The sequence below is a fragment of the Bdellovibrio sp. BIS2 genome, from assembly GCF_055398295.1.
In genome coordinates, this window is sequence record NZ_AP035879.1 from 2,990,188 (window position 1) to 3,013,058 (window position 22,871).

The following is a 22,871-nucleotide window of genomic DNA, read 5'->3' on the forward strand; positions in this document are numbered from 1 at the left end:
ATCCGCGCGAAGATGTCCATGTTCAGTACGACTGTGTCCGCTGGGGAACAGGTTAACGAAGAAGCACTGGGCTCGATGTTAACGCTTCAGCCGATGGTTCTATGGAACTTTCCATCCATCAACTCCCGTATGGGAATCCATTATATTATGGACTTCTCAAGTAATTATGGCTTCACCCCTATTTCCGGTATTGGCTTGACGGGTTACTACTACCTGAAGGGATTGCCGGCATCTTACGAAACGACTCCGGATGACACTCTGGTGCAGAAATCCAAACCGGGATTCTTTACCTTCGCCAGCTTCACTCCTGTGAATTTCAACTTGAATAAAAAAGAATCCACACCGAATGCCGGTGATGGTTTTTCTTTCAGTGCGCTTTTATATGAGTTCATGCTGGGTGTGGGCTATGAGTACCCGATTCGCCCCAACGCTCTGATTGCGGTGGAGCTCGCAACCCGCGAGGCCAGCGGCGGAGACGGCAGTATGAAATTCAGCTACTCCGGCCTTGGCCTGGGGATTTCTTTTACGACTTCTTACTACTAGTTCGGATTCAGATCAGACTCAAACTTCTGAGCTTTGTTTTCTAAATCCTGGATCTTTCTTTGTAACTTATCCAGTTGCTGCTGTTTACGACGCTGCTCCTGCTGCTCCTTGTGGCGCTTCTGGGCTTCATCGAATCTGGCCTGGGCCTGTTTCATTTTTTCCTGCAGACTGGCTTCACGCTGTTGATGTTCGATTTCTTCTTTGGTCAGCTGTTTTGAAAACTGTTTTTGCTGAAGCTTGTAGGCCGCCTCGGCATCGTCCAGTGTCACGGCCACCACCACCCGTCGGTTCAGGACCTTATTGGCAGGGATTGACACCCCTGCCTTGTCCACTTCCGGCGCCAGCGGATGACTGGAACCAAAGCCCGCAGCCGAAAGCAACTTGGAATCAACGCCGCTTTCCTCAAAATAACGAACCACCGAGCTTGCCCGCAACGAAGACAGCTCCCAGTTGGATTTCACCAGACCGCTTTGAATTGCATCGCTGTCGGTGTGCCCCTCAACGGAAATCTTGTTCACGCCTTCAATCGAGCGCAAAGCACTGACCACTCGGCGCAGATTGGGTTTGGCCGCGTCTTTCACCTCGACCGCCCCGGAGTCAAACAGCACTTCGCCATCAAATTTCAACAACAGGGTGTTATTGCCGTCTTTGATGATCTCAACACCATTCAGGTCGCCGGATCCTTTTAGAATATTCATGATCTTCTGTTCAGCCAAAAGCGCCGCACTGACTTCCTTGATATTACCACCGAAGTACTTGGCCACTTCCTTACGAACCAGATCGAACTTTGTATTATCGAAGCGGGACATCGAATACATAAGAACGAAGAATCCGAAAAGAAGCGTCATCATGTCGGCGTAACTGACAAGCCAGTTGGACTCGTCATGAGCCATTTCATGCTCATGCTCATCCAAATGCACTCTGCTGCGTTTATTACGCTCTCCCATAATCAGGCCGCCTTCTTAGCTGGATCCGCTTTCAAAGCACCGTCGTCCTCTCTCTGAGCAGGAGAAAGGAAGGATTTCAGATATTCTTTAATAAACAAAGGGTGTTTCTTTTCGTGAACAAGCAGGATGCCCTCTTTGATGATTTCACGCAAAGTCACGTCCGCCTTGGACACCGTCTGAAGCTTTTCAGAAATCGGGATCAAGACAAGGTTGGCCACAACCAGACCATAGAACGTCGCCACCAGTGCGGTTGCCATCGCGGGACCGATGCGGTCCTGAGCGCCGGGCTCTCCCAAAGTTTGCAACAGGGAGATCATCCCCAAAGTCGCACCCAACAGGCCGAATGCCGGTGGGAAGCGGGAGATCGTGTGCCAGACTTTGATTTCCTCATCATCACGTTTCTTTTTTCCACGCAGGGCGTTTGTCAAAACATCCGCCAGCTCGTCGTAATTAAAACCGTATTCCACCAGCAGCTTTACGCCGTCTTTGATGAAAGGGTGAGTCTCGGCTTTCATCAAAGCAGAAACGGATTTTGGATCACGACGGTAAGCTTCGGAGATTTCCACGATCGTGCCGATCGTACCAAGATAGTCGACTCTTTCACGCCCGAGCATTTTGCGAGTGACAATCTTCAGCGCCGTCCAAAGACTTTTGAAGTTGAAGCTCAACAGAGCCACAGTCAGAGTACCGCCCACGACAAGCACGATCCCGTGCACATCGGCGAACACCTTCGGATTCTTTGCCGCATCGAGGATTGAAAATACTGCAATACTCACTGCAGCCAAAACACCTAAAAGCCCCGCTATATTCATAGTTCCTCCGGAATATAAACAATTGTCCAAACATCGTTTCGGAGCCGTGAGAGATACTCGAAACTGTACCAAGGCTTAGATTTGGGGGTGTTCCGCAGTTGTAGCTAAATTACCTGTTCCGCAATTCTATATAATGAAGGGAACAGGGAGAGTGGAATGACGAGCCTTATTATTGGTGCATGTCTTGTGATCTTTGCCATCGAGGGACTTCTGATCAGTTTGGAGTACTTCAAGATGCAGAAGAATACAAAGCTGCAATCTGCACTTGATAAAGCCAATGCCGACAAAGACCTACTGGGCCAACGTCTTGCTCAGGCCGAACATGATTTACAAAGCGCCCGCGCCGAAGTGCAGGGCATCTACGTCCTGTGGAACAAGTCTCTGGAATCTGAAAAGACTATGCGCCATGAGCTGCATGTCGCAAAAACCCAATTGACCTATCTGGCGCAAAAAGTGATTCAAGGTGTTCCTGCTCCGAAGGTCAGCCAGCAGGCGGCTTATTGGGAAACTCAAGAGCGCACTCCGGAAGCGGCTCTTTCCAAAAATGTTCACCGCGAAAGCTATCAAGCCAATATGGATTTCCTCTAAAGAGGACATTGCAAGAGCGCGTAATCCACCCCGCTCTTGCTGTTTTCAACAAACAGGTGTCTGCCACCTGGAAGCACCGTCCACAATCCCCTCTCGGAAATCGCCTTCACGGCCACCTTGTCTTTCACAGAAAACTTCTTTGACTCCCCGGCTGGAGCCGCCACGGTCAAACCGTATTCCCGCAGAATATTGTAAGGTCTTTTTCTTTCAGCAAACCACACCGCACGGGGCTCTTGCTCACCATAGACTTTGTACTCTTCGCGATAGTCCAGAGGTTCTCCGGTTTCAACCGCCAACGCCGCCGGCGCCCCTTGTAAATGAGCCAAAGGATAGAAGGCCCATTTTTCGTCGCGTTCCAGCCAGCCGCTGGTTTTAAATCCGATCTGTTCATAAGGTGCCACCACAAAATCCGAAAAAGGATTGGCGCTGGCATCCACCGAAAGTCTTTGCGTTTCAAGACTTAAACGATCCGGTGCCACTTTATAGACGGCGAAATCTTTGCTTTCACCACTGGAATAGGCCAGCAATCCCGGCTCGATGCGCACGCGGGCTTTGCCGTTGGAATACTCCTGCCCACATTGCAGAACACTTAGCATATTTCCGGATTCCACCCCCATCAAAGTGTCCGGAGACCTTGGCACTTCCCGGGGGATCACACTCTGCCATGCCTGGCTGTTATAAAAACCCAGACGGCCATTGGCTTCCAACGACACAAAGGTGCTTTGATTCAAACGGCGGAAGGTCACATCGGACTTCCAGTTGCGTCCACACACCCCCAACTGATTCAGCATGGTGGCACTGTCACCGTCCATGCGAATCGGCAGCGTTCGCCCGCTTTCAGTCCGCACAAAGGCCATATTGCCAAACGTCGCCGCCAATGAATATCTGGATTCCTCAAAAGGATAGATGGCATTGGCGGTGGTGGACTTGGCTTCCAGATAAGGCGTAAAATCCTGAGCGAAGCCCAGCTTGTTCACCACCCAGGTGTCACCCTTGGCATTCAAAGTCAAAGCGCGATACTCCCCATCCGCAAAACGATCCATCGCCGCCAGCATGGACGTCTGTTCAAAACGCCCGGATTTTACAGTTGTGCACTCTGGAAGTTCGGGGTGAGGCTTGCTGTTTTCAAAAATCACCGCCAGCACCAGCCCCAAGGCAATAACGACCGCAAGAATAACAGGGACTTTAATAAAAAACGGAATGGCTTTTTTATTGGTCATTTTTCACCTTGCTGCAATCCAACTTCACAAGTCCGCTGTTGGAACCCATGATCACATCTTTAAAGACGCATTTTTCATCCACACGGACTTCATAAACGCCCTTACCCAACACCAATGGAACATTCGTCAGATGATTCCCCAACAGGGCAAATCTTCCATCATAGACATAAATACCGCGAACCTTCGGATCTTCCACCACCAACGCCCCGGCTTCCTGAACATCATAGGTGTATTCAGCGTTGGGAACAATCAGGTAGTTTTCCAAAGTCTTTTCAAAGAAAGGGTCCCGGTAAAGGCGAATCGCCCACTTGCCCGTTGGCAGCGGAACGCGCACATCACTGGTGAAACGCTTCACTACTTTACGATTGGAATCCAGCAGCTCAATCTTCATCAGTTTTTCAATAAAGTTGGCCTGGAAGAAACCGTACCCCCCGACTTTCAGGGTCACCTTTTTTTGCGGTGGAATGGTGAACTCTGAAAATTTGTACTTGGGCTTCAGATTCACGATGGCAAGATACTTCCCCGGCGGAACTTCAATCCCCTGGGACGCATGGAACTTGCGATAGATTTCATTCGGAGATTCCGCCCGGAACAAAAACACCGTCGCATTGGGCTGGGGGCTGCTGACAAAAAGATTCTTTCCGGGATTCAACTGCTTGTCCAGCTCCTGGAACAGCTCTTCCAGTTTTTGTTCGTCGTCCGCCTGATTCATATCACCGATACACGCGAGCTTGTTCAGGATATCGGGCTGATTCTGCAAACCGAACGCCACCACAAAGAACTTCAAGTCGACGTCTTTTCCGCTCAACTCTGCCGCGATCTTACAAGGATCCTGCCCGCAGGTTTCTTCTCCATCAGTGAAAAGAATCACCCGCTTTGGTCCCTTATAGTGCTCAACATCCTTATAGGCGTCCTTCAACGCCTGGCCAATCGGAGTCATCCCCACCGGCTCAAAACCTTTTACAATACCCTCGATTGCGCCCAGCTTGCTTTGGCCTGGCTCAATCGCCAGATAATTGTCCTTGCAGTCTTTTTTGCGCCGGGAGCCGATCACTCTCAGGCCGCTGCTGGTCTTTTCCGTCCACTGTGACATCAGATAGCGGGCCAGCAGTTTTTTTAGAACATAGATCTTGGTTTTTTTGGGGCCCATCAACTGCCCCATGGATCCCGAGCTGTCGATGACATATTCCACCAGAGGAATGGCCGTCGAAGGCAGGTCTTCGGCCTTTACTTCACCTGCGGCATTGGCGGGAACTTTGGACGGATCAAAATCCATGTTATCCAGAAGATCCTCCGCCTTTAACTGAGTCATCCCCTGTGGAACGGATGGCTCATCCTTTTCCTGGGCCCAGGAGGCAAACGCACACAATGTCAGGGCAAGCAGAATCAGTTTTTTCATCGGGGCTTCAGCATCTTTCCGATATAGTCTTCCATGCGAAGACCTATCATGATTCGAATGAAGTTCTGGCTTTCTTTGTAAGTGCCGCCTTCGGGAATATTATAAAAACCATCCGGCGCATTGGTCGGCGTCCCCGAGAATGTCACCTGACTGGAACTCATCCCCGTGCTGACATCGACTGAGAAACGCTTGAAGAACGGAATAAAGCCCATGTGTACCAGCGTCGTGGCTCCGACTGAAACCTCCATCGCCGTCCCGGTCGAGCTTTCGCCGCGGGTGACTCCGCTGTCTTTCATTGAATAAGCCGGGAAATAAGTCAGGTCGAAATAGATGCGGTTGAAGCTCCAGTCAAAGGACTTTTCTGAATTGAACACATTCGGACCAAACAGATAGTGGAAGTTTGCTCCCAATCCCATCCCGGAACCCGTGCTGCTCAGAACATATTCATCATCATTGGCGGTTTTGAAGTCTGTCGATTTCGTCACCAGCTTCAGGGTCGGACGCAATTCTTTCCAAAGCGGCAGGAAACGGTAGTGAATCGCGATCATGCTTTCGCGATAAGTGGTCTCTTTTTCCTCGCGATTGTAGGACTTCACCGGCACACTGCCACCGGAACTGCGGTATTCCAGTCCGATTCTCCACAGGAAGTCGAAATACCACATCAGATGCGTGTCCATGAAATTGTGTTCAAAGGTTTTATACTGATTGGCCTGATTGGGCGAGGAACTTTCAATCTTTCCCTGGTAAGGGCCGAAATCCAGTTGAACATAGCCCTGCTCGTAAGGGTCCGGTTCATCCGGCTGAAGCCCTCCTGTTGGCGGAACTTCAGGCTCTTCAAATTTCTTGTCCTGAAGTCGCGCCAGACTGACCACGCGGTCACGCACTTTGGGGAACTTGGTGATGGTTTTGGAATCCAGCAGAATCAGAAATTTTCCGTCCTGGATGTTTTCGACGGACCCACGGGAAATAACTTCGATGTCATCATCCTGGATGCGCGCGATCACCACCAGGTCCCCGACACGCACCAGCGGCGTGGAAGCAACCATCACGACGTCATCGTTAACCCCGATGATCGGCACAGAGTTCTTTCGGATAACATCCGGATTGATGATGCCGGCAAAGCAGACATTCGCGAAAATAAAGATGCTGAAAAATAGATGAAGCCTCACAGATAAATTCTATGAGGCCTCTCTGAAAGATACAATTTTAAAGCTAGCGAGCGCGGTAAATCCGGCCCTTGCTGCGACTGACCAGAAGGATCTGGCCCGAGTCAAAACTGACGATACTGTCGACCGGATCCTGCACAGAATTCGCATAGACCTGATAACTGTCCAGATCGATAGTGAACACCTGATTGGCGTCCTTCATTGTTCCGATGATCATTCGGTCTTCCGGACGGATCACCAGACGACGTCCCTGCCCCGGCACATCAAATGGCGAGCTGCTGATTTCGTTCACGCCAACGAATTGCACGTCAGCGGCCGTCGGAGTTTTCGCTGGTCCGTCGGTCAGTACAGCAACACCGCCTGTCCCCGCCAGCAAAGCCAACACCCGGTGTGAAGCCACGTCCACGACCAGATCGGTCGGTTTACAGTCTTGATGTCCGGCGACGCCGTCCCACAATGTGATCTGTGCGACCAAGCCAGGGGTTCCGCCTGAGCGCACATTGCTGACGTTGAACACAAACAATTTGTGTGAAATCGAAGGGCTTGTCTGCTGGGTCGCCACATACAAACGTTCCAGATTTTTATTCAAGACCATTCCGGAAATCTTTGCGGTGCCGAAATTGTAAATCTGAACGGCGCTGGCCGGATTCAGATAGTCGTACATCAGCTTGTCTCCGTTGTCAGAGGCATAGAAGACATAGGCCGAGTCCAACGATTCCGTCAACCGCAGATCCGAGTTCAAGTTGCTCGTGAATAGATTCTGGGGACAGTCACCGATACATTTGTTTCCAGTGCCCAGACTCAAACCCGTCAAGTCCGTTGCCGGAATACGCAGAGCTTCGGTGGTCAGACCAAAGGGCCCCACCCGACCGGTTTGCGAAGTCAGCAGAATATCAAAGCTGCCGGACGTTTTTACCAGGGCCATGCGCTTGGTCTGAGTTCCGCTTAACCAAGGCAGATCCTCCATAAAGTTCCAGGGAGGATTCACCAAAGTTCCGTTCGGTTTGTTCATAGCCCCATTCACCAGGGTGAGATCCCACAGGAAGTGCTTGGTGAACATTCCCAAAGTGTAAGTGCCGGCAAAGACCAGGTGGTCAACAATATTTGAACCCAGATTCAGGGTCACCGGCACTTCGACAAGCCAGTTCAGGGCCAGTGGATTCATGGACGGCAAACTTTCCGGACGAGCCGCGAAGATGTCGAAGAGTTTTTCCGCCAACAGATAGTTATTGCGGATTTTCACTTTCCATTCTTTGGCCGCCACATAGTTCCCGTCGGTGGCTTCCGCACGGATCATGAACTCCCCGGATTTCAACGGACCTGCGCCATCGGGATCAATGGAGGCATCCGTGTCCTTGGCTTTAAATTCAAAGTTCGGCCCCTCATCATAACGAAGCTCATCATTCACATACCAGCGATAGAACAAGGTATCGTTGGAGTTCGGGTCTGACGCCGAGATCGAGAATGAAACCGGTGTTTTTTCCGAAGCCAGCACGTCCGTGCCAGCCGGCAGGAAACTGTTGATCACCGGTGAGGCTTCAAATGGTGAAAGCGGATTTTGCACTTTCAGATAGAAGCTGACAGTGTCAGTCTCCTGAGTTTTCAAATCACGCACACGGACGCGCACCTGATGACCGGCGCCACCTTCTGCGGTGACATCTGCGGGATAAGCCGGATTCCAACTGATGATCCCCTTGGTCGGATCAATGCACATTCCGTTGGCTTCAGCACACGGGCGCGGAGAAGTCACCAGAGAGTACTCCAAAGAGTTCCCCTGGGAATTATTGACGATCACCGGATACTTAAATGGTGCAGAAGGCATGCTGGCCGCCGTGTGCGGCATAAAGTGAACCGGCGTTCCGGAAAGATTCTGTCTTGGACTGATAAAGTAAGCGGGTGCGACCACATTGATTCTAAGTGGCGTTGCACTGGCCGATCGCGACAGAGCCAGCCCGTCACGGTCCACGTCACCGTTGTCATTGACAAACAATTCGGCCGAATGCTCACCAATGTGAGTTCGTTGAGGGCACCACTCCATTTTATAGCGCTGGCGCAGAGTGCTTCCGACGAGCTCTGGCACACCCACCGGTGTCAGCTTCGGCACAGCCAGGTCCACATTCAAATTCGTCCCGTCACCGCACTGGGGAACCGAGACGTTGCGTTTGTAAGTCGCATCATAGGTGGCAATTTCAGGAGCCCACGTCGTACTGTTCGCATGACATACATACGGGTCTGCCGACACCGGATCCAAAGTCGGATGGCGCAACGCAACCCCATTGGCATCACGACACAACGTCAACAGTGTTGAGAAGCTGCCACCGTTCGGAACATAGGCATCATTGTCATACAGATAGACATCCTGACTGAAATAGGTGTCAGCAAAAATACGGAAATTATTTCCGGAAACGATCTCGGCAATGGATGGCACCTGATTTTTATTGATCAAGCGGATTTTATAAAACGCATCCGTGGACTGCTGCACATCCGGCATCGTTTTGGCGTCATAAACACGCATTTTTACAACCAGGCCTGCAGTGCCAGAGAACTTTTTGGAGTCAGCATCCGTCGGATTCCAAATCAGCTTGGCCGTGGTCTTGGATCCGGGTCCCGGTGTCAGCGCTTCACGCTTTTCCACCGCCACACTCAGCCCCTCCGGCCTTGGCACCCACGTCGATGTTTTCAGATCATACACCTGGGCATCCAGATCAAAGTTCACGGTCTGAAGTTCGGAACCTTTGTTGTTGTCGACAGCATAGATATTATACAGCGACTCGGTGCCTTCATTGAAATCACCCAGAGTCAAAGGCGTCCCCAAAGCTGCACCCGAGCCGCCCGCCAGCGGCGTAAAGCTGCTGTCGGTAAGCACCGGCTTGGTGTTGATTTCTTTCACCACCAGGGTCACATTCGTAACGGTGCTCAATGTTCCCCAGGGCGAACGCTCCACCGCCGTCACCTTAAAGCTGAAGTTTCCGGAATAGTCGCTGGCGTGCGGAGTATAACGGAAATAGCACTTGTTGGTTTTAAAATAGGTCTGATCAGCCGCCGCCGGCACCGTCGAGCACACATTCGTACCGGTGCAGGCCGAGTTGGCAAGTCCCGTGGTACGACACACACTCCACTGTCCCACCGGGCCGGTCCCGATCTTTTCAACCGTAAACGTGTAATAGTCTTTTGGATCGAGCGGATACCAATAATCGTCCAAAGCATAATATGGAGACGGCAGCTTCAAGGCACTGTCAGCCATTTGAATCAGACCATCCTGCAAGTTCGTTCCCTGTGTCGCAATGATCGTCGGATTGCTGACGACAATGGACGGGTTGTTCACATCCGTAAATCGCAGTGTTGCCAGGCGATTGTTCGCAATAGGTGTTGTTGTCGTCCAGCCCTGATTTTCGACCCGACGAACCCATCTGTTGATGGTCAACGTACCGACCGGCATCACCAGAGGATCAATCAATTCGTAATAAGTATAGTTGGCGGTGCGAACCCGGGTCCCGGCCGGCAGATTGATCGCCGTCGTCCCCGTGGCACGGAAGAATCGGGCGATGCCCTGATGCTCAAAGACACCGGTATTTTCAACTTTCAGATTCGCAGCCTCTGGAGGCAACGTATCCACAAACGTATTGATGGCCTTGGCTGGGGCACGATAGCCGTCCAGCGCACGCACACGGAACTTGCGATAGACTTCCACCTGATTGGAAGTCCCGCGCTGAACCGTGTGTTCATTCCAGTCATAAAGACCCGGAGGATGCGGCAATGTTGGTGATATCGCAGAAGGGGTTCCTGATACCGCACTCACGGTGAAGGCCGGCGCCCCCGCCAGAGTGTTGCTGGAGGTCAACACCGTTCCATCTGCAATCAGAATTGGTTTTCTCCAGACCGGGATCGAAACACTCGCGGTCCCAATCGGCATAACAATGTCATCCGGTGTTTCAAACTCAATCAAACGGCCGGCGGTGCGCACAACAGTCATCTTGGGAATCGTGATCGCAGCCGTGGTCGTCGGACGACTGAAGGTGACGATACCACGGTCATACAACGCCACCGGATTTGTCACCGTGACACCAGCGGGAACTGCGGTGGCAATCACCGTCACCGTATTTGCCGCCGCCGTCGTGCCATCAGCCACCACCGGGAACAACACTTCAAGATCACCGGCATTGATGGTGACGCTCATTTTTGGTTTAAAGACAATATTGCTGCCCGGTACAGTGAAGGTGTTGGTCGTGGCAAATGTTCTTGCTGAAGTGTCTTCTGACGAGCGCACAAAGCGAACGTAACCGGCCGCACCACCACCCGCGATGTCCACGGAATTATTCATAATACGGATACAAAATGAAGAGGCATTTCGGCGATAGGTTGGCTCGGCCATACCCACCATACGGCGCAAAATCAGCATCTGATTTGTTCCGCAGTCAACGATGTTCGTCAACGAGTCGATGGCACCCTTATTGGTGTTTGTGCCCGTCATGGCGAAGTCATAGGCTTCCAGCCACAAGGGGTCGTTATCTTTGTCAGAAACCGTGTAAGTGATGGAGTTCTGAATCTGATTGGATTTGACCTGAACAGTCTGATCCGCCCCCGCCAAACACGGCTTGGTATTGCGATCCGCCGCGGTCAGGTTCAGTGTGATTGGAGCTGCGGCACCATTATGATTGTCCTTAAGCGTGACAATAAAGGTCCCGGTCTTAAGGGTGTGCAGTGGCTTCCAAAGGAAGGTGTAACGAACACGATCGGGCAGGATTTCCGGCAAACCAACCTGTGTGATGTACGACTTCAAGGTCCCGGCGGTGGTCACAATCAATTCATCAGGAGGATATGCCGCATTCGGACCGATGTTATCTGCATCCTGGAAATCCAGATAAAACTGATAAGGAGCCACTCCATCAGGCACTTCATTGGCGCAATAGTCATATTCGATGGCACTGTCCGCGACCGGATTCACCCCGCCCAGCATGATCGGTGCCGAGTTGGTGTCCTTCACCGAGACCTGCAAGCTGGCCAGAGTCAACCCACCCAGCGCATCCGTCACTTCCAGCATGATACTGTTAAGACCTTTTCGCGCATCTTCGTTATTCGGTGTCCAGCGCACGGTGACTTCACCCGCGTCATTGATCTCTGTTGGTGCCATCTGATTATTCAAATACAAAGGATTGGAACCACTGATGGCATCCGCCACCACTTTTATCGCATCCCCGTCTTCGTCCTTGAACTTAACCAGACAAACCCACTCGGCATTTTCATCCACAGTTGCCGGACAATTGTAAGTGTAGGTTGGGCGACGGTTGACGTTTTCCACCAACACCGGCCAGTCCACACGGCTGATCTTGCCACCATCAGACAGGATCACACTCATCGTGTAAGGATCGGGACGACCGTCATCATAAGTCGGATCCCAGCGCACGATGCCTTCTTCCGCCGTGCGCAGAGCACCTTCCAGCATCCAGGCATAAAACACCTGGTCCCCGTCCGGGTCCCTGGCAGTGGCGCGAATTTCAATTTTTTTGCCTTCTTCCACCCGCTGCTGCTGCACCTTTGTGGTGGCTTTTTCATCCAGCACCGGTGGGCGGTTTAGAATTCCAAATGGATACGGATCCGCGGTGACATCACCGTCATTGTTGAAAACAAACTCCACACCAAAGGACTTCATGAACGTCAAAAAATCATAGCTGTTGGAAAGTCCGTTGCGAATAAAGCGATACAGCAAATCCGGATTAAAATCGGGAGAAATACCAAACAATGCCAGTCGTTCCTCACGGAATCTGATCACCGCCGCCGTGATCTTCTGAATTTCATCCGGAGTATAGGTGCTCAGATCCCTGCCTGGATAAGTGGACAGCAGGTTATAAACCAGCGTCGTATCCAGACTTGGCTGAATGATGGCATCAGGATAAACGATCGCATACCAGGGAAGGGTGCGATATTCCATCACCACCTTCAGAACCATCGCGCCGGAGGGACTTAGGCCTTTCGGCATGATGGAGCGGATGAAATCCGGCTTTGCATCAGTGGTCATGTCCAGAAGATTTTTGGTCTTCTTTTCCGCCTGAATGAACTCGGTCAGATAAAGGGAGAACTTTTTGGTGCTGGCCGGATTGACCTTGGTCATATCAAACTGCAATAGACTGCCCGGGGGAATAACGATTTCACTCGATTTCCCCTGCTCTTCAAGACAGCCCGTCAACCAGACTGTCGCCAGAATCAGCGCCAAAGCTTTTAATACCATCCCCTGCCCCCGCAGAATCAAACGTGCTTAATAGAGTAAGAAGAAGTTCCCCACATCGATACCGTTGATCGGCGCATGCCCATCATGTCCTTCACTTGGAACCAGGATGTCCATAGTGCCGTCGCCGTTCACATCGCCGGAAGAAGTGTTCATATAGAAGTAATACGGCGATGTTTCAGTATCCTCGTATTGAATCACATAAGGCTTCATGCGGCCCTGGGCATCCCCGACAACAACCGTGTCCGGATAATCAGCAGAATGCAAACCAACACTTGATCCGAAGAACACCAGCCCGCGGCCCAACTGCGTGATTCCGTTTACGGAATCATCGAATCCGTACGAACCCAGAATCACGTCGTCGAATCCATCTCCGTTGAAATCGCCTTTTTTCATTCGGCCGGTCATCAGCTCACTGCCCACCAAATCCCCGGATTTCGCATCCCAGGCATAGAAGGCCTGAGGTGCCGGTTTCGGTGTTCCAGACGTGCGCATACACTCAATACCCGCACCACCGCCTGGCAGGTTTGGATCAGTATAAAGCATCTGCTTGTTCAGATTGATTTCCAGGTAATCCCACATCGCAGAGTTGTTATCCGAGCCGCACAGCGGACCGTAATAAACATACGACATCCCCGTGTCAGTCAGACCCGCCTTCGGAGCTTCACGTGGAGCCGTCACAATCAGGTCTTCGTAACCGTCGTTATTCAGGTCCCCTGCCGAAGCGATACGATAACCAAAGTAACGTCCAGACATGTTGTTACTCAGCGCCTGATTCAGGATTGGCGGCATCAGGCCGTAAACACGGCCCGCAGCTCCGTCCAGATCCAGTGATGGATCCAGATTCTGGAACTGACTTTGTGTCGTGTTGACGCACGAACCAGCCATGTAGGTGGCGTTGTAATAGCTGTCCCGATCCGCCGCCTGAATTCCGTTGGTGCTTCCCTTGTACAGGAACAGACGTCCATAGTTGGAATAGTTGTCAGCATCATAGTAACAAGCCAGATCTTCCCAGCCCGGAGCAGAGATCACCAGATCGTCGATACCGTCTTTGTTGTAATCCATTACGGCCACACTTGCACCGAACATGTGGCGCATACGCTCGTAACCATAGTTCACGTTGCGCACCATTGGACTGTACAGGTATTGCATCTTGCACGAATTGTTCGGAGCCCCACTGCAGGCCTTGTTCGCCACAGCCGCAGATTCAGTTCCATAAGTGTCAATTAAGTAATTGGCATTTGCCGACAACAGATTCGTATTCACGTTCGGCTCGTTGTCAGTTGGCGTATAACCTTTCACCTTCGGAGTCTGCACCCCCGTGGAGGAACCATACCAGATAAACACGCGTCCCATATACACAGCCTGATTACCGTTTTTACAGCTGGAGTCTGCTTCATCGTAGCACTGCCATCCATCATTCGCTGCTGGAGGATCACCGAACGGAGGATTCACGTCATTGATACTGGTCCCCTTATTCATCGTGAAGAAGGACGGAGCCGAAGGAACCGAAAGCACAATGTCAGAATAGCCATCACCATTGAAATCACCATGGTTAATGACCTTGCGTCGGTGCGGAGAATCTTCATCCATGCCAATTGTGCCGTCACCCCAGGTGATCGTGGACCAGCGAGTGGAGATGTATTGAGGATCCCCGGCCGCCGGAATCCATTTCGGATTGGTCACAGCCTGCAAGCCCCCTCGAGATCCATAGTAAGCAACCATTTGGCCACCGGAGGCCGGATCCAGGAATACCACATCCCCGAAGCCGTCCCCGTTAATGTCACCAGCGTCAAAGGCACGACTGGCCCAGCCAACACTCAGGTTCGTCGGTTTGCTGATCATCTGAGGCAACGCGATGTCATTCAAAGTCACACCCTGCGCCGGGTTCACAGATGGATAACAATAGTTTTCATTCTGGCTTTGCGCCTTGAAGACGCGCGCCAGATTCTCTTTACAGAACGAGGTTGTTACCAGCCCCAGATTCGACCCAAAGAACACCACCGCGTCTGTTGTATAAGTCTTGCTGTTGCTGGATGGACGTGAAATCTGAGCCACAGCATCCGCATAACCATCGCGGTTGATATCCCCGACGATACGAATACTTTCAAAGTTCAGACTTTGCGGGCTGGCTGCACGGTCCACCATTTTTTCAACCGGGACCGAGTTCACCGACGACAGCGGCTGACCTTTTGAGTAGTAACCCAAAGCAGCCCCGCCCCCCAGTTTCGCCGATTTATCCAGATAAGACCCAACAAAGACGTCATTCAACGGAGTCAGACCCGCATAATCCCCGTCAAAATTGCCGACAGCCACAGACCGGCCGAAGTAATCATAAGCCTGACCTTGATAATTATAAAGGTGCAGGAAGTTCGATGTCAGTCCCACGCCCGCCAAACTTGTAAACACATAAGCCGCGCCGGAACTGGATGCCTTCGTCCCGTCCCCCGTAGCGCCCACGACGACATCCTTGATCCCGTCACCTGTGACGTCCGCCACAGCCATGGCTTCCGGGTACAGCCCCAGATAATAGTTGGAACCAATGGAGTTTGAACGAATCAACGTTGGAGCACACTTGCGTTTGGTCAGGTTGTTGTTCACATCAAAGCGATCGCACTGAGACGAACCATCATTCCAGTCACTGTCTTTGATCGCCGGATCGACCGCATCAATCCCTTTAAAGGCATCCATTTCATAAAGTTTGAACGGATTTCCATAAAAGACCCACAGGGCACCGGAATTGGTTTTTGAGCCGTTGTTAAAGTAACTGCTGGACACAACGGCTTCCGCCCATCCATCGGCATTGGTGTCGGAAGGACTGGTTAACGCCGTGTTGGTCGCATCATAGCGGGAACGATCCCCGACCAGAGCCACCGATGTCCCAAAGCCACGGGAAACCATTTTCACGCCCGAACCCACCTGATCGTCTTTATAGTAACTGCGCGGGAACAAAATGCGGAAGCCCGACTTGTTCGTCAAACACGAGAAGTGCTTATTGGTGTCCATCTTGCGATTACCGCAGAACCAGAATTGATTACGATAAGTTTCATCTTCCGTCGCTGACGCTGAAGGAGCGGATCGACCGAAATAAATGTAAGCAGCCCCTGGAGCAGACCCGACACCCACCGCCGCATTGTTCACTGGCAAGCTGTAGTGATTGGTGCCACTTGGGAACGAAATTCCTGAACTTCCCCATCCACCTTCCGCCGGCGGAATCGCCGCACAAGTGTCCGGAGTCGAACAGCTCGCAGTTGTTGCCTTGATTTTCGCACTCTGGGCCTGAATATAACGATCTCCGGGCGCACCCACGATCATGTCAGATCCACCCACCAGTTTTCCGGCAGAGTTTCGAATTCTGAAACCGCCATCCACATCGGCACCACCATGAACCGCGTGACCGAAACGGGCCCCATAGTGCGGAGTCGGTGCATAGATTTTCAGGAAGCGGAATTTGGGATTACCCGAATTCGGAATACCACCGGCCGTGGGAGTTTCATATCCGATACCGGATTTGGAACCAAAGTACATGGCCACAAATCCTGTCTCGCGTTCATATTTGGATTCACCCGGCAGATTCGGAGAAGGCACCCCATCCCAATCCCCGCGTGGCGCCCCCACCGCAATGTCATCGTAACCATCACCATTAAAATCACCAACAAAGGACACCGCGTGACCGAACTCCGCATTGTTCCCCATCTGAACACGGCCCGCCTGATCCCAATGGGACGATGGCCACAACGACGTATCCGGCCACAACATCACCGCAGAACATGTTGCCCCCTCGACCAGGCCGTTACAGGTTTCGAAGTTCTGCTGCATGTCCTTGATTTTCGTCGGTGCTTTCAGACCCTCGGCACTTCCGAAGAAGACAAAGGCCGCACCATCATAATCGTAAGGACTGTAACTGGTATCCTGGCCTGGCGCACCGACCACAAGATCTTCACAGGCATTACCCAGTCGGGTGTCCCCGTTCAGATTTCCGCTGCCGGACATGGACTTGCCGAAACGTGCATAGTGGGAAAGATCCTCAAAAGTAATGATCTGCGGATCCACGCCCGGGGCCGCCGGGCTCTGCACCGGGTCCGGGAAGGTTTTCAGTTTGTAGCTGGCTGAACCGGTGGGTTTATAAGAATAATAAACATAAACCGCACCCGCATTGGCCGACTTAACCCCCAGGGAGGCAATCGAAATATTCGGCAAACCCACAGCTAGGTCCGGATGACCGTCACAGTTAAAGTCACCGGAAGTCATGGCTTCACCCATGTACGCCACCCCGGCGTCCACGGCCGCCACCGGAGGCATTTCTTTATAGCCCGGGATACCTTTGATGTAAGTGCTCAGTTTATCAAAGATCAAAGTCTCATTTTTCGCGCCGTCATTGTAATTCACGCGGATGGACAGATCTTCAATTTTACCAATTGTCCAGTTTGCGGAAGGAGAAAACACAATCGTTCCGGCACCCACGAGCGGGTCCGACACGGCCGTACTGCCCATGTAAACCCGGCTGACGTAATTTTCATTTTTATATTCCGCATTCACCACCGGCGTGACCTTCGCAAACGGCAAGGCTCCGATGGAAATAGGGCTCAGCTCATAAGCTGGCGTTGGGAAGGATGAATTCGTCGAGGCGGTCACCACTTTGGTGGGACGCTCGTAAGTGTCATCCATATATTTCGCCTGCACCACGAAGTGATAGCGTGTGGAGCCGGTCATATTGCGGAAAATATAACGATTTTCCAATGAAGTGCGATCCACCGCCGTCCAGTTGCTGGTATTGGCAGCCGTCGGGTCTTCGTACTCTTTAAAGAAGATCTGGTATTCCGCCACTTTGTTTGGATAATCCCAAATCAGAATCAGGTTGCCATCGGCATCCTTGGAAACACTGCCGGCCCCCGCAAAAGGTTTATTGGTGGTCACCGTGATCTCTTTATTACCGCCGACACTGTTTGTCCCGTCCGTTCCCACAACTTTGAAGGTGTAGGCCGTGTTCGGAGACAGGTTGCGGATGATCACAGAATCCTGGAACGTTTCCGCCACCGCCTCAGAGGACAGGTTATAGTAAACTTTGTATTCACGATAGCGGCTGTGCAACTGCCAGTAAACCCGCACTGCCGTCGGGGAAAGCACCTCAACGCCCTCTGCGCCGGTAAAATCACGCAACAGACTTCCCGTCTCAAGCTTCTCCGTACAAGCCGTCAAACTGACGACCACGGTCAGCAGGGCTGCTTTGAAAATCCTTTTAATAGAGAACATAGACGACTCCTGTCGAGAATGCCTTGCCTGACGGATGATTGCGACCAGGAGCCCCCAGAACCACATCCGGAATTCCATCGCCGTTGATATCCCCGCTCGCACTGTTGGAAATATAAGTGTACTCGTACGCTTTTCGCTCCGGCAGATACAGCAAATAGGGCTCACACATTGGTGAAGACCCGCCATAACAGCGCGGAGTCGTCGTTGGCGTGGAATTGATCTTCAGGCCCAGAAGACTTCCGTAATAAATCACGAAAGCTCCGGAATCAGCCTGCACTTCCTCAAGATCGTAGTCCTTGCCCGGCATGTTCACGATGATGTCGGCATAACCGTCATTGTTCACATCACCGATTCCTGCCAGGCCATAACCGAAGGCATCGCCCGCTTCAAAGATCGCATCTGTACCCAGAACCTCAAGACGCTGAGGTTTTGGCTGGGACTGACTGGCATGAAGTGTGTTCTTGGCAATGGGGGCCGACCCCGCCAGGAACAGATCCGTTGTCGCCAGAGACGTCGAACCATAGAAGGCATACGCACTGCCAACCTGGCCGCCATAGAAAGTATAGATTTTACCCGCCACCGGCGCTGACACCACGATGTCGACAACGCCGTCACCGTTGATGTCTCCCGCTGCCGCCACCTCATAGCCAAAGCGTTCCGCCGCCGCTGCCGGATCCAGCTTCTGAATCGGAGTATAAGCCAAACCGCGGGCGCCGCCTTTGAACAAATAGATGCGGCCTTTCAGCGTCGTCAAAGAAGGATCACTGACAATCAGCTCGTCTGTTTCCTCACCTGCCAGAACATCCAGGGAATCGATACCCACGACATTCCAACCGAATGTCACGCCCGTGTCGTTCGAAGCCAGCATTTGAACTTTACAAACCTTGGGCAAAGTTTCACCACATGGGTTTTCAACCAGAACGTCAGCCGCAGCGCCGTTATCGTCCTGCAGTCGGATGGTGCCCGTGGCACGATTGGTCTGCGGACCTGTGGCAGAACCATAGATGACAAATACACGGCCTTTGTTAGCCGCGGTCATGTTCACTCCACCCGGGATGACATCCGCACTTGGAGTCAAATCGGTATAAGTGCCCAGCGCAAAGTCCCCGTAACCATCGGCATTGAAATCACCATAGGTCACCGCGCGATTAAGGTTGTTAAATGTTCCAACGGACAACCCCGCCGTTGAAGTCGATCCATACATGTTTCCTACACTATGGAAGGCAATCGTGTTCGTTCCACCCAGAGCGAATCTTAACGGGTTCTGCCCCACTGGAGCCAATGACGGCGCATTCGCATACACCACACCGCTGGAAGATCCATAATAGATATAGCTGCCATAAGTACCCAGAATCAGCAAATCGTCATAGGCATCGCCGTTCACACTGCCGATGCGATGAAACTCCCGGCCAAATCCAGGATCCGTGTCCACGGCGAGCTTCAGCGGATGCAAAGCTGCCACCGGATTGCGCGTAGGCTCCGGTGTTGTCACAAGGCCTCCGGCGCTGCCATAGAAGACAACCAGTTCCACGGTGCTTGCCACTGAGATGTGCGTAACAACGTCCGCATAGCCGTCACCGTTCAAATCCCCGACAACTTTGGCGCGCTCATAGTGATAGTTCAGCTCTTTACTGAAGTTCACGTTGATCGTCTGATCCGGAGTCGTCACAGACGCCGCAAAAGTACCGCTGGATTTAAAGACAAAGGCTGCGCCATTAAAATAAGAAGGAGTCGACAGATAAGGAGCACCAATAATCAGGTCTCCGGTTTTATCACCGTTGAAATCAGCTCCAGCCAAACCACCGAAACCAATCTGCGCCCCCGCCGTCATGTCTTTCGCATAAATAATGGAGGCACCGAATGGGTTCACCCCGCCGCTGTACCAAGTACAGTTTGTCGCGCATCCATAAGAGTCATCATCGGACAACTGCGGGGCATCGATACGCACGCCGGCTTCAGTGCCCAACGTGGACACGTCCGGTTTATACAAATACACCACACCATGGTTGGAAATGGATTTTTTACCGTCGCTGCTGGTCACCGCGCGGTAAGGCACACCGACTGCCAGAGACGGAAGTCCGCGGGTCACGTCCTCGATATCCGCCACCGTCCCCAAAGAGCGTCCGTACTGAACGCCGGCTTCGGAGGGGCTGGTGTGAAGCGCCTGATTTTCACAATGTTCAAGGCTGCCCGTGAGAACGTTTCTGTTTTTCGCATCACATGCCAGAGAATTCACAGCGTTGATCGTCTGCACGGGCGCCAAAATACCCTGCAGACCACCGGTGGCAAAGTCCGCAGATCTTGGCGTCATATAATAACCAAACACCACACCGGCGTTGGCCTGACCGGAAACTGTCGAAGTGGGCGCGCCCACGAACACCGCCCCGGAAACATTCGGAGTCGAGTTCGTCGTTCCGATAACTTTCGTCAAAGGATAACCATTCTGATTCGGAACACCGAGCAAAGAATAACCATATCCTTTGACGGTGATATGAGAAGCACTGATACCCAAAGACGTGTCTGGATAAGACTCTTTACACATCCAACTGGTGATTTGCTGCAAATCCGACCCGGCAGTGGGCTGCACACCTTTACATGCCAGGATCGAACCGCGGCCTGCGGCACGCAAAGGCACACCGATCACCAGGTCATCACACTTGTTGAATTCAAAGCCTTTGTTCTTTGGAGCCGGCGATGTTCTGAAAATATACCCGCCGCCATTTGTGCAAGTACGGGAATTGTAAGCCGACGCCACCGCACCAGCGAAGTCTTCAGCCACGCTTAAACCCAGGAACGAACCATCCGTCAAATCACCTGCGCCGATGGATTCCGCATCGATCTTGGCGTGGCTTTTCGTCGCACTCGCCGGATAAAGACCGAAGCGGTCACCGCGAAGCACGTGAACCTGACGTTTATTGGCGTTCGTGGTCACACCCATCGCCAGATCATCAAAACCGTCATTGTTATAGTCACCAAAGGTGATCGAATGCACATACGCCGTTGTGGAATCACGATATTTAGACGGACGACATTTGAAAGACGTCGGATCACAAGTGGCCTCATTCAGACCATAAGCGCTGCCGCCGGCACCAGTCACCAGACCCCGAACCGGGTCGCCATAAACGACAAAGACCGCACCATCATTGGTTTGCATGGCCAGATCATCACAGGTGTGAATTTCTTTCAGCTTGTTCAAGTCCGCCGGAGGCACTGCCGGCGTGAACAAGTCATCACACAATCCCACGCGGTTGATTTTCGGATCATTGTCCACCACCCCTTCAGGTGGCTTGTAGCGGCTGAAACAATCACCATTCACGTTCCCGACCGCAATACGAATACCCAGGCGGGCATCTGAAGTCAGATCAGTATAATAAATCAACTGAGGATCCGGGAACGAAGCATCCGCCGTCGGCGTCACATCCGTTTTCAAACGCGGCTTCGGACGAACGATGTTACCGTTGGAATCAATTTCATCCGGCGGCTGATAGCCATAGAAAATAGAAACCGCACCGGTGGCATCATAGTGTCTGTCACTGATATAAGGAGTCGCGCGCGGAGCGGACACCGCCACATCTTTATAGCCGTCACAGTTAAAGTCTCCGACTTGAATGCCGTTACCTAACTCCTGCATTCCCAAGCCGCCGCCGATCAGACGCGGCAGCAACGGAGCCTTGGCACCTGAGCCTTCGAGGCTTCGCACCAAAGGTTTGCTCAGTCCCGGCAGTCCATCCGGCTGAACATCCACGATGGTCACCTTGCCGTCGGTGGCCGTGACTTTCGCATAGATATTCTTCAGACCCGGAGCAATCGGAATGATGGAACGGAAGTAGTCATTTCCAGCCACTGTGGCCAGACGAATGTCCGTAAATCGTTCGAAAATCTCTGTTTTATAGGTGGAATCCCCGCCTTCAGTCCAGAACCACGGGAAGTTACCAACAAAGGCAGAATTCATCCGCACCGCCGGCAGATTCGACAGTTGCGACTGAACGAGCACACAAGGTGCTTTGGAATTCAGATAGGTTTCGCTCATGTTCGTGGGCTCAAAAGTGCCGTCATCATAAAACGCCATGACCCAGAAGCAGTACTTTGCACCGCTGGGCAGAGAATTCACCAGGCTTGTGCTTTTGCTGACCACGGTGTTCACCGGAGTTGTCAGGTCCCAGGTTTCATTTTCACGTTTCGCAAAAATTTTGTATGTGACCCCATCCCCGTTTTTGACCCAACTGACTTCCACGGAACCATTGGACTGGGACTGTAAACCGGAGGAAGGAATGCCGGAAAAGTTCGCCAGCGTTTTCACGGTCATGTAACGATCAAAGCCAAACTCTTCGTCAGTGGTTGCATCCACACCCGAAGTTGAAAATTCATAATAGCTATCCGGGGTCAGACTATTCAGAGTCGTTGTCGCAAAAGTTTCAGTTTTTTTCGGAGTATTAAAACCTTTTTGATAGATTCGATATTCTTTGAATCGAGCCTGCAAAGGCCATGATAGTCTTACGCTCGTCGGCGAAATCGCCACGGCACTTTCCAAACCGTTGAATTTAGATGGCAAGTTCGTGCTTTGAAGACCGGCTTTCGCACAAGAAATCAAAGCACCACATGCAACGTACAAGAGGATTGATAAAAGACATTTCATATTAGATAAAGGCTAGCCTCACTTTCTGGCCTTGGAAATGTCGTTTGAAATCGCACAGATGATGGTACAGTCCAGCTGGGACAC

At 52.0% G+C, this 22,871-nt stretch carries 10 protein-coding genes; 2 read left to right on the forward strand and 8 right to left on the reverse strand.

What is annotated here, in order from left to right; all coding sequences use genetic code 11:
• Positions 1-12: 12 nt before the first annotated feature.
• On the forward strand, positions 13-543 hold the full coding sequence (locus tag ACZ520_RS14340) for a hypothetical protein (protein WP_464126213.1): 531 nt from the start codon (positions 13-15) through the stop codon (positions 541-543).
• Here the strand turns inward: ACZ520_RS14340 and ACZ520_RS14345 are convergent.
• Together ACZ520_RS14345 and ACZ520_RS14350 are read right to left on the reverse strand one after the other, a co-directional pair.
• Complete coding sequence (locus ACZ520_RS14345; RefSeq protein WP_464126215.1) at positions 540-1,490, reverse strand: OmpA/MotB family protein; 951 nt, start codon at positions 1,488-1,490, stop codon at positions 540-542. The two genes, ACZ520_RS14340 and ACZ520_RS14345, sit on opposite strands and share 4 nt — an antisense overlap.
• A 2-nt stretch (positions 1,491-1,492) precedes the next feature.
• A complete protein-coding gene (locus ACZ520_RS14350) occupies positions 1,493-2,302 on the reverse strand; it encodes a motility protein A (RefSeq protein ID WP_416480112.1) in 810 nt (269 codons plus the stop codon).
• Positions 2,303-2,458: 156 nt separating this feature from the next.
• On the opposite strand from ACZ520_RS14350, the gene ACZ520_RS14355 reads away from it, so the two are divergent.
• Positions 2,459-2,890, forward strand: coding sequence for a hypothetical protein (locus ACZ520_RS14355; RefSeq protein WP_374031005.1), 432 nt, complete (start codon positions 2,459-2,461; stop codon positions 2,888-2,890).
• Here ACZ520_RS14355 and ACZ520_RS14360 read toward each other — a convergent pair.
• The 6 genes from ACZ520_RS14360 to ACZ520_RS14385 are packed head-to-tail and all read right to left on the reverse strand — an operon-like array spanning position 2,887 to position 22,787.
• Positions 2,887-4,110: a hypothetical protein gene (locus tag ACZ520_RS14360; protein ID WP_464126218.1), complete on the reverse strand. Its 1,224-nt coding sequence runs from the start codon at positions 4,108-4,110 to the stop codon at positions 2,887-2,889. The two genes, ACZ520_RS14355 and ACZ520_RS14360, sit on opposite strands and share 4 nt — an antisense overlap.
• The gene (locus ACZ520_RS14365; RefSeq protein WP_464126220.1) at positions 4,100-5,509 is read right to left on the reverse strand and encodes a vWA domain-containing protein; all 1,410 of its coding nucleotides are present in this window, start codon (positions 5,507-5,509) and stop codon (positions 4,100-4,102) included. The genes ACZ520_RS14360 and ACZ520_RS14365 overlap by 11 nt, the downstream gene beginning before the upstream one ends.
• A complete protein-coding gene (locus ACZ520_RS14370; RefSeq protein WP_416480109.1) occupies positions 5,506-6,678 on the reverse strand; it encodes a hypothetical protein in 1,173 nt (390 codons plus the stop codon). Before ACZ520_RS14370 ends, ACZ520_RS14365 begins: the two co-directional genes overlap by 4 nt.
• A gap of 43 nt (positions 6,679-6,721) precedes the next feature.
• Positions 6,722-12,901 (reverse strand): hypothetical protein, encoded by a 6,180-nt coding sequence (locus ACZ520_RS14375; protein WP_464126223.1) that lies wholly within the window; start codon positions 12,899-12,901, stop codon positions 6,722-6,724.
• 27 nt (positions 12,902-12,928) lie between these two features.
• Complete coding sequence (locus ACZ520_RS14380; protein ID WP_464126225.1) at positions 12,929-18,151, reverse strand: hypothetical protein; 5,223 nt, start codon at positions 18,149-18,151, stop codon at positions 12,929-12,931.
• Positions 18,138-22,787 carry a hypothetical protein gene (locus ACZ520_RS14385; protein ID WP_374031014.1) on the reverse strand — a complete coding sequence of 1,550 codons (4,650 nt, stop codon included), beginning with the start codon at positions 22,785-22,787 and terminating at the stop codon, positions 18,138-18,140. The genes ACZ520_RS14380 and ACZ520_RS14385 overlap by 14 nt, the downstream gene beginning before the upstream one ends.
• Between the last annotated feature and the right edge of the window lie 84 nt (positions 22,788-22,871).